General features: G+C 67.6%; 3 protein-coding genes. All 3 read right to left on the bottom strand.

Translation table 11 applies throughout. From position 1 onward, the window contains the following. Positions 1-14: 14 nt before the first annotated feature. The 3 genes from CFB82_RS34515 to CFB82_RS34525 are packed head-to-tail and all read right to left on the bottom strand — an operon-like array spanning position 15 to position 10,707. Positions 15-554, bottom strand: coding sequence for a hypothetical protein (locus CFB82_RS34515; protein WP_256990601.1), 540 nt, complete (start codon positions 552-554; stop codon positions 15-17). Continuing rightward, positions 551-1,213, bottom strand: coding sequence for a glycosyltransferase family 25 protein (locus CFB82_RS34520; RefSeq protein WP_235986551.1), 663 nt, complete (start codon positions 1,211-1,213; stop codon positions 551-553). The genes CFB82_RS34515 and CFB82_RS34520 overlap by 4 nt, the downstream gene beginning before the upstream one ends. Further along, positions 1,210-10,707, bottom strand: coding sequence for a non-ribosomal peptide synthetase (locus tag CFB82_RS34525; RefSeq protein ID WP_089486886.1), 9,498 nt, complete (start codon positions 10,705-10,707; stop codon positions 1,210-1,212). The genes CFB82_RS34520 and CFB82_RS34525 overlap by 4 nt, the downstream gene beginning before the upstream one ends. Positions 10,708-10,758 lie beyond the last annotated feature (51 nt).

Below are 10,758 nucleotides of genomic sequence, written 5' to 3' on the forward strand. Positions count from 1 at the left end.
GTGGCCAATAGGTCTCAGTTGATCAGGTGGCTGAGTTCGACGTTTCTTGCCGCTGATCTCAACCTCGACGAGGTTTCGTGCTTGCCGAGGAACGTGATGCTTTCCACGATTTCCAGCGGCGAATCGGAAAACAGGATGCAGCACTTCAGCAGGCGCTGCGCACGCTCCCAGCCGACGCTGTCCGACGAATCGGCCACGCTCCGCAACGCGGCCTCGACCGAGGCGGCCGTCCAGTTTTCGTCCCGTGCCAGCCGCGACTCGATCTGACGAAGAAATTGCAGGAGCGTGCGCGGATTGCTTTCGATGCTGTACATGAGGATGTAATCGATCCGCAATTTCTTCGTGATCAACGGAAAAATCAGGTCGATCACGCCGGCAGTCGATTCGCATTTCCCGTAAGCCAGTGAAATCGCGTCGCCGAGCTTGCAGTCCCGGTGAAGCGCATCCAGCGCGGCCTGTACGAACGCCGCTTCGAGGTCAACGGTGGTGGTTTGCATGATTTTCAATGGCCTGTCGAGTGATGGATCGCGGCGAGCACGGGCTGCAGGTTTCACCAGCCGTCCGGAATGGGCATCGAATAGGTCAGCGGCTTTTCCGGCATCACTTCATCCATGATGTCGGAGTAGCCGGACTCCTGTCCGACCAGATTCGGCTCGAAGCAGTAGCAATTGAATGTCTGCTGCAGGACGAGGTTGTTGCGGTCGTTGATCGCCGGCGGGTTTTCGTTGATCGCGATGAACGCGTCGTAAAGCGAGTCCCTGACGACGTACGCGTGCGCGGTGAGCGTCTCCACGGCCTTGACGATGTTCGGCGCGACGGGAATCGGCGGCGTGAAGTGATAGGCGCCCAGGAACAGCATGTGCCAGTCGTCCGGCACTTGCGCGATGAACTCGGGAAAGCGCGCGGCGAAATCGGCGTCGAAGAACGCGTCGTCCTCGAAGATCAGGACTTCGCTCGCGCCGGCGGCCTTCGCCTGTTTCACCGCGGCGAGATGGCTCATCGTGCAGCCGTAGTCCTGCGGACGCATATGGCTCAACGATTCCGGCACGCTCACCCGTTTTGCATCGACGGCGGACAGCCGTTCCACCGTGAGGATGTTCTGCTCTGCGAATTTTCGTTGCATCGCTTCCCAGCGGTCGGGGCGCCGGTCCAGGTTAATGCAGACCTTGCGGGCGAAGGTATTGTCGATCGTCGGCGTTGATTTCAATTTCATGAGGGTGTTTTTTCCAGAAACGAGTTGACATGGGCGGCGAGGGCACCGGCATGCGGATCGAGCAGCATGGTCAGGTGATCACCGGGGACGTCCGTTACCGCCACGGGGAGCGCCGAGAAGCGGGACCATCCCCAGCTCGGGTCCAGGCGAAGCTGCGCGATCTCGGGCGACGGCGCGTAGTCGCCGGGATCGCGCTCGGTGCTGCGGAACAACGCGATCGGCACGGGCAGCGGGGTGGCTGGCGGCGTGTAGTGCGACTTGAAGTTGGCCTGATAGACGCGCAGGTAGGCGCGCAGGCGGTCGGACCCGGCGTCCGCGAACCAGCTGCCGCGGCTGCCGATCCGCTCGAGGATCAAGCCGGCCTGGTCGTCGGGATCGAGCGGGACGAGGTCGGCTCGCGTCACCTGAAGGTCGGTCCCGAGGAAGGTGCCGATTTCGTGGGCGATCGCGACCAGCCATTCGGTGTCGTCCCAGTCCTGCCAGTACGTGGCGGCCGAGCTGTCGATGGGCGCGGACGCGTCGAAGATCGCCAGCAGTTTCACGTCGGCGCCCTTGGCGACGAGTTGCCGGCTCATTTCGAGCGCCACGTGCGCGCCGAACGAGTGGCCCGCGAGGTAGTACGGACCCGCGCCCACCAGCGGCCAGATGCGTTCGATATGACGGGCCGCGATGTCTTCCACGCGGGTGAGCGGTTCGCACGCGCCGTCGAGGCCGAGCGCTTCCAGCCCGTGAATCGCGTGGGCGCCGCTCAGGTGGTTCGCGAGCGGGTGGAAGTACACCACGTTCCCGCCGGCGCCCGGCAGCAGGAAGAGCGGCGCGGCGGGGCCGCCGTCGCGAATCGGCACGAGTCCGCCGGCGGGCGCGGCCGGCTCTTTCGCGGCCAGCGCCGCCGCCAGTTTCTCGATCGTCGGATTCTCGAAGAGACAGGAAATCGGCAGCCGGCGATCGAACGCCTTCTCGACATGAGCCATCAGCTGGATCGCGATGATCGAGTGGCCGCCGAGGTCGAAGTAGTTGTCGCTGACCGTGATGTCGTCTCTTTTGAAGATCCGCTGCCAGATCTCCAGCAACGTGCGTTCGTCCGCCGTCGGCGCGACGGCGCGTGCCGCCGTGGCCGCATCGGCGGCGGCTTCGATGGCCGGCCCGGCCGCCCCGCGCGGCGCGCTCGGCTGGCCGTCGGCGGCCGGCGGATCGGCGAGCTGGCCGGTCGGTTGGTCCGGGTGCTCGGCGAATCGCTCGAGCAATGTGCGGAGGGTATCGAGCATCTGCCGCACGACATCCGGCGCGACGCGGTGGGCATCGTGCGAAATATGGAAGCCGATGCGCTCGTTCGGGTGCACGGTCAGGGTCAGCGGGTAGTTCGATTCCGCGAACGCGCGGGTGTCGAGGATCTCGATGTCGTCCGGCCCGAGATCGGGGGCGGCGGCAACCGGGAAGTTCTCGAAGACCAGCAGGCTGTCGAACAGGCTGTCGCGGGCGGGCAGTTCGCTCCACGACTGGATATCGACCAGCGAACTGTACGAATGCGGCTCCATCGCCGTCTGGGCTGCGTGGACCTCGGCCAGCCATTCGATGAAGGGGCGCTCGGGCGCGATACGCAGGCGCAACGGCAGCGTGTTGATGAACAGCCCCACGATCGACTCGACGCCGTCGAGCAGCGGCGGGCGCCCGGACACGGTGACGCCGAAGACGACGTCGTCCGTTCCGGCGTGGCGCCGCAGCACCAGCGCCCAGACTGCGCGGATCAGGACGTTGAGGGTGACGCGATGCGCACGCGTAAGCGCTTGCAGCCGCGCGGTCAGCGCCTCGTCCAGCAGGAATTGCTGGGTCCGGCGCTTGTCCTGCCGCGCGGCGTCGCCGGTCGCCTGCCGGGCCGGACTGGCCGCGATCGGCGTGGCGGCATGGAAGCCGGCCAGTTCGGCGCGCCACCAGGTTTCGTCGGCCGAGCGGGGATGACGCGCGAGCCAGTCGATGTACGCGCGGTATCCCGGCGCCGACGCCGCGACCGCAGGTGTGCCGGTGCGGGCGAGCGACAGATAGTCGTCGAACACCTCCTTCATCAGGGTCGCGGTGCTCCAGCCGTCGAGGATGATGTGGTGCGCACTCCAGCAGAAGCGATGGCGCGTGTCCGTTTCCTGGATCAGCGTGCAGCGGAACAGCGGCGCCCGCTGGAGATCGAAGCCGCGCGTCCGGTCGTCGGCGAGGAACGCATCGAAGTCCTGCGCGCGGCGCGACGCATCGCGGTGCCGCCAGTCAAGCACTGTCCACGGCAGCTCGACCGTGTGCAGCACGGTCTGGACGGGTTGGTCGCGATCGGCCCACGCGAACGCGGTGCGCAGCACGGCATGGCGCGCGAGCGCATTGGCCCACGCCTGCCGGAGCGCCGGCACCTGGAGCGGGCCGTTGACGACGAAGCTGAACTGCTGGAAATAGGCGGCAGGATCCAGGTCGTACAGAGAATGGAACAGGATGCCCTGCTGCAGCGACGAGAGCGGGTAGCTGTCCTCGATATCGTCGCCTGCGGTGTCGGGGACCGACGCCGCGAAGTCGAGCAAGCGGTCCCTGAAGTGCGCGGCCAGATTCTCGACCGTCTGCCGCCGGTGGAGCCGCTCGCCGTAGCGCCAGTCGACCTGAAGCTTGCCGTCGACGACGGCGGCGACGATCTCGAACGCGTGCGTGCGCTGCGACCGCCCGGCACGCAGCGAACCGAGGTCTTCGGCCGCCGGGCGCCAGCCATCGGATTGCCGCAACACGGTATCGAGCTGCCCGTGATAGTTGAAGAGGATATCGGCCTTCGGCAACGCGGCGAGACTGTCGCGCACGGCGGCGTCGGGGCTCAGGTAGCGGAGCAGCGAATAACCGAGACCGTCGGCCGGAATCCGGCGCAACTGCTGCCGCGCGGCACGCAGCGCCTGCTCCGGCGTGTGCATCGCGTCGGCGTCGAGCACGACGGGGTAGATGGACGTGAACCAGCCCACCGTCCGGGTAAGGTCGAGCGGCGCATCCGACACGTGGCGGCCGTGACTCTCGAGATCGATCCGCGTGCGGGCGTTGCCCGTGACCATGCTGCAGGCTTGCGCGAGCGCGACGAGCAGGACGTCGTTGATGCGGGTGTCGTAGGCCCGTGGCAGCCGGCGCAGCAACGCGGTGGTGTCGGCTTCGTCCAGCTCGAATGAAACGGACGACGCCTCGCCGACTGCGTTGTTGGCCGCCCCCGCGGCCGGATAGTCGACCGGCATCGGCTCGACGGGCTGCGCGAGGAGGGCTTGCCACAGTCGGGCTTCGTCGCCGATGGCGGGCGAGCGGGCCAGTTGCTGCAGATGCAACGCCCATTCGCGGAACGAAGTCGTCTTCGCGGGCAACGGCTGGCCGTGGTAGGCGGCGTGCAAGTCCTCGAGGAGCACGCGCCACGACACGCCGTCCACCGCCAGGTGATGGATCGACACGAACAGGCGGGCGAGCGGCTCATCGGGCAGGCAGAAGAGCCGGGCCGCCAGCAACGGGCCATGCGTGATGTCGATGCCGCGCTCCGCGTCAGCGGCGGCGGCGCGCATCGCCGCCAGGCGCTCGCCGGCGTCGCCGGCAATCACCTGTTTCGCAAAGAGCACCGGCATCTCGCCGCCGGCGACGACATGCTGGGTCCAGCGGCCCGCATCGTGCGAGAAACGCAGTCGCAGCGCGTCGTGATGTTCGTAGACTTGCCGGAACGCGTCGGCCATCCTCGACGCGTCGAGATCCGCCGGCACCTGGATCAGGACCGTCTGATTGTAGTGCGACGGCGCATCGATCTCCTGTTCGAAGAACCAGTGCTGCACCGGCGTGAGCGGCGCATCGCCCAGCGGGCTCAAGGTCGGCACGTAGGCTGCCCGCTCCTCGGGCGCGGCGGCCAGTTGCGCGATCGTCTGATGCTGGAACAGCTGCTTCGCCGTCACACGCAGTCCCGCCTGATTGGCGCGCGCGATCACCTGGATGCTCAGGATGGAGTCGCCACCGAGTTCGAAGAAATTGTCGTGGATGCCGACGGAAGGCAGTTGCAGCACGTCTTGCCAGATCGACGCCAGCAGGATTTCGCGGGGCGTGACGGCGGGCGCGTGCGGCCGGGCCGCGTCGACCACGTCGGCCGGGGCGGGCAGCGCCTTGCGGTTGATCTTGCCGTTGGGCAGCATCGGCAAGGATTCGAGTGCGACGAACTGCGACGGCACCATGTAGTCGGCGAGCTTGCCGCCCAGATAACCGCGCAGATCGGCGATGTCCGGCGCGGCGGTCGCGACGTAGGCGATCAGGAACGTTCGGGCGCCTGCGGTTTTCGCGATCACGACGCAGTCGTCGACAGACGGATGCGTGCGCAGCGCCGCCTCGATTTCACCGGGTTCGATGCGCAGGCCGCGCAGCTTGATTTGGTGATCGATGCGACCGAGGAACTCGATATTGCCGTCGGGCCGGTAGCGCGCGAGATCGCCGGTGCGGTAGAGGCGCGCGCGCGGGTCGGCGGAGAACGGATCGGCGATGAACTTCTCGGCGCTCAGCTCGGGTGCGCCGTGGTAGCCGCGCCCGACCGGCGTGCCGCCGATCAGCAATTCTCCTGGCACGCCGACCGGCGTGGGCTGCATCTGCGCGTCGACGATGTAGAGGCGGGTGTTGGCGATCGGCCGGCCGATCGGGACGATGCGGTGCGGGTCGTCGCGCCGGCATTCCCACGCGGTCACGTCGACGGCGGCCTCGGTCGGGCCGTAGAGGTTGTACAGGCTGACGTCGAGGCGCTCGAGGCAACGCTGCTGCAGGTCGTGGGCCAGGGCCTCGCCGCTGCACACGACGCGGCGCAGCGACGCGCAGTGCGCGTCGAGGTCCGGATGATCGAGGAAGGCGCGCAGCATCGACGGCACGAAATGGATCGTGGTGATGCGTTCGCGCTCGATGAGCTCGACCAGGTAGTCGGTCTCGCGCTGGCCGCCGGGGCGGGCGAACACGAGGCGCGCGCCGGTGACGAGCGGCCAGAAGAGTTCCCAGACCGAGACGTCGAAGCTGAACGGGGTCTTCTGCAGCACCGCATCGTCGGCGTCGAGCGCGTAGGCGTGCTGCATCCACAGGATGCGGTTGGTGATCGCGCGATGGGTGTTGAGCGCGCCCTTGGGCCGGCCGGTCGAGCCGGACGTGTAGATCATGTAGGCGAGGTTGTCGCCGTTCAGCGCGGGCGCGGGGTTGGACGTCGCCGCGACATCGAGGTCGAGCGAGTCGCTATCGACGACGATCACGTGTGCGTCGGTCTCAGGCAGCGCGTCGCGCAGATGCTGCTGGGTGAGAAGCCAGCGCAACTGCGCGTGGTCGATCATGAAGCGCACGCGCTCGGCGGGGTACTCGGGGTCGACGGGGACGTAGGCGCCGCCGGCCTTGAGGACCGCGAGCAATGCGACGATCATGTCGAGGGCGCGCTCCATCGTGACGCCGACGAGCGCATCGGGGCCGACGCCGAGCGCAATGAGGCGGTGGGCGAGGCGGTTGGCGCGCAGGTTGAGTTCGGCGTAGGTGAGCGCGGCGTCATCGAAGACGGCCGCGACGGCATCGGGCGTACGCTCGACCTGCTGTTCGAACAGGCGATGCAGCGGTTGCGCGGCGGCTTCGCCGAAATCCGTGTCGGTGCGGTTCCACTCGACGGTCAGCCGGTTCCGCTCCGCGTCGCTCGACAACGACAGCGCGCCGAGCGGCCGGTCCGGATCGGCGATCACGGCATCGACGAGCGTGCGGAAGTGTTCCGCCATGCGATCGATCGTGGCGGCGTCGAACAGGTCCAGGTTGTATTCCAGCGAGCCCGCGAGGCCGTCGTCGGCATCCTGCACATGCAGCGTGAGGTCGAACTTCGCGGTGTGGGTCTCCACCGCCACCGGCGTCGCCACGAGACCGGGGAAGCTCACCGGCTGGGACGGCGCTTTCTCGTACGCGAACACGACCTGGAACACCGGCGTGCGGCTCAGGTTGCGTTCGAGCGCGAGCGAGTCCACCACCTGCTCGAACGGAATCTCCTGGCGGCTGTAGCCGTCGAGCGCGACGCGCTTCACACGCGCCAGCAGTTCGCCGAAGGTCGGATTGCCCGACAGGTCCACGCGCAGCGCGAGCATGTTCGCGAAGAAGCCGATCAGCGGCTCGGTCATGCTGGAACGCCGGTTGGCGATCGGGGAGCCGATGACGAGGTCCTGCTGGTTGCTGTATCGCGACAGGAGCAGCGCATACGCGGCGAGCACGACCATGAACGTGCTGGTGCCGGACGCGCGGGCAATCGCGCGCAGGCCGTCGGCGCGTTCGCCGCTCAGCTGGAACGGCAGGACCGCGCCGCGGAACTGCTGGACGGCGGGCCGGGGGCGGTCGGTGGGCAGCTCGATCAGGTCCGGCGCATCCGCCAGCGCGGCGCTCAGGAGCGCCAGTTCCCGATGCGTGTCGGCGGACGCCAGGCGCTCGTGCTGCCACACGGCGTAGTCCGCGTACTGGACGGCCAGTTCCGGCAGCGACTCGCCGGCATAGAGCGCGGCCAGTTCGCCGATGAGGATGCCTGACGACCATGCATCGGAAACGATGTGATGCATCACGATGCCGAAGACGTGCAGGCGCTCATGGACGCGATACAGCACGACGCGATAGAGCGGCCCGGCGGCGAGATCGAACGGGCGGTCGGCTTCCGCCGCGAGCATCGCGAGCGTGTCGGACTCGCTGGCGACATCGACGACGTCGAGCGCGACCGGCGCCGGCGGCGCGATGCGTTGAACTCCGCGGCCGTCGACGGCGGGAAACGTCGTGCGCAGGATCTCGTGACGCCGGCTGATCTCGGACACGGCTGCCTGCAGGCGCGCGATGTCCAGCTCGCCGTCGAAGCGCAGCGCGCTCGAGATGTTGTAGGTGGCCGACGGGCCTTCCAGTTGCGCGAGGAACCACAGCCGCTGCTGCGGAAAGGACAGCGGCAGGTCATTCGCGCGCGAGCGGGGCACGATGGTGCCGGCCGTCGAACCGGCGTGGGGCGACGACGCTTCGATCAGGTCGGATACCGCGCTGATGGTCTGGAGTTCGAAAATCGCGTCGATGCCGATCTCGACGGAGAAGCTGCTCCAGATCCGCGAGACCAGTTGCATGGCTTGCAGCGAATCGCCGCCGTAGTCGAAGAAGCGGCCGGTGAGATCGACGGCCGGATTGTCGAGCACGTCGCGCCAGATGCGCACGAGCTCGAGCTGAATCGGCGTGGCGTCGAGGCTGGCGGTGTCGGGCGCGGCGTTGTTGGGCTCCAGCGCCAGGAGCGCCGGGCGATCCAGCTTGCCGTTGGCGTTGAGCGGGAATTCGGCGATCGGGATGATGTCGGACGGGACCATGTAGTCCGGCAGCTTCCCGGCCAGATAGGCCCGCAGGTCCGGAACGCTCAGGCTCGCGGCGCCCTTGACGTAGGCCGCCAGCTTGCGCACGCCGTGGGCGGATTCGCGCAGCATGACCGCCGCGCCGACGACGTCCTCGTGCGCGGCGATCGCGGCCTCGATCTCGCCGAGTTCGACACGGTGCCCGCGGATCTTGACCTGGTGGTCGACGCGTCCGTAGCACTGGATACGTCCGTCGGGCAGCCACCGGCCGATGTCGCCGGTGCGATAGATGCGCGCTTCGCCGGGGAACGGATGCTCGACGAATTTCGCGGCGGTGACGTCGGGCCGCTGGTGATAGCCGCGTGCAAGGCCCGCGCCGGCGAGGCAGATTTCCCCGGGCACGCCGAGCGGAACCGGCCGCAGCGCGTCGTCGAGCATGTACACGCGGGTGTCGGCGATGGGCCGGCCGATCAGCACCGTCGGCGGCGCGTCCTCGACGCGCTCGACGATGCAGCCGACCGTTGCCTCGGTGGGACCGTACTCGTTGTAGATTTCGATCGCGGGATCGATCTTGCGCAGCGTGGCGATGTGCTGGGGCGTCAGTTCCTCGCCGCCCACGATCACCTTGCGCACGCCGGAGCGTGCCAGGTTCATGTATTCCAGCAAGTGAATGTGGGTGGGCGTGAGCTTGAGGGTATCGACGCCGCTGCCGGGCTGGAACATCCGGGCCAGGATGGTGTCGATGCTTTCCGACTGCGGATAGATGCGCAGCGTCTTGCCGCGCACCAGCGGGCAGAAGATGTTGGTGAGCGTGAAATCGAAGCAGAGCGAGCTGTACAGGCCGAAACTGCCGGTCGTGCTTTCCGGAAAGTAGTACGCGGCGGCCCACGCGATGTAGTGGGCCAGGTTCCGGTGTTCGAGCAGGCAGCCTTTGGGTTTCCCGGTCGAGCCGGACGTGTAGAGCACGTAGGCCAGGTGCGCCGGTTCGGCACGGTGCGGCGGGTTGTCCGGCAGCGGCGTCCAGCCGGGGAGTTCCTGGTCCAGCAGCAGCGTCACGCCGGAAAATTCATACCACTGCGCGAGTTGGCTCGACTGGGTCACCAGCAGCGACAGGCCGGTGTCGCCGAGGATGTGATTGATCCGTTCGGCCGGATACGCCGGGTCCAGCGGCACGAACGCCGCCCCCGCCTTCAGGATGCCGAGAATCGCGACGATCATCCATTCGGAACGGTCGAGCATGATGCCGACCAGCGATTCCGGCCCGACGCGGTGGTGTTCGCGCAATTGATGCGCGAGGCTATTGGCCCGGGCATTCAGGTCGGCGTAGGTCATCAGCGAACTGTCGGTGACCAGGGCCGGCGCCGTCGGCGTGCGGGCGACCTGCGCTTCGAACATGTCGACGACCGTCGGGTGGCTGGGGCCGGTCGTCGCGGTCTCGTTGAAGGCGGCCAGCAGCGGGCCCTCTTCCGGCGGCGCCGATTCGATGTCGCCGACGGGCGTGTCGAGGTGTTCGAATGCCTCCAGCACCGCGCCGAGGCTGCCGGCGAAACCGTCGATGATGAAAGGCTCGATGGCGGCGCTGTAACGAAGCTCGATTTCGCCGCGCGCGAGCCGCAGATGCAACTGCAGGTCGTCGTCGCGACCGGTCGGTGCGTGGTGCACCCGATCGTCCGCCAGCATGACTTTCGTGAGCTGCGCGAGCGCCATGTCCTTCTCGTTGCGGACGAGCGTTTCCAGCGGGAATTGAGGCTCGGCGTAGCTGTCTTCCACGATCCCGGCCACGCGCGACAGGTAGTCCTCGATGCGCTCCTCGGGACGGACCTCGATGATCAGCGGAACGGTGGCCGCCCCGGCCGACGGATGCCCGGCCAGCGCCGGCGTGCCGAGCACCGTGACCGGAATCCGGAAGTATTTCCAGAGCAGGAACGCAATGCCCGCCGCCGTGACGGCGAACTCGGCAAGCTCGCCGTCGCCGATGCGCCGCAACAGGTCGAGCGACGCGGGCGTGAGCCGCACCGTGCGGGACAGCGGGCTGCCCGCCTGCTGGCTCGGGGCGTACGCCGCGATCCGGTAGACGCCGGCGACCTGGGAAAGGCTTTCGCGCCAGAAACGCGCGGTGGAGGCATAGCGATGGTCGGTGACCAGCACGTTATTGTCTTGCACAGGAAACTCCTTGAAACGTTTTGTTCACCTGAAACAACCCGACGCAGCGCG

It is taken from the genome of Burkholderia sp. HI2714 (assembly GCF_002223085.1).
GTDB classification, from domain to species: domain Bacteria; phylum Pseudomonadota; class Gammaproteobacteria; order Burkholderiales; family Burkholderiaceae; genus Burkholderia; species Burkholderia lata_D.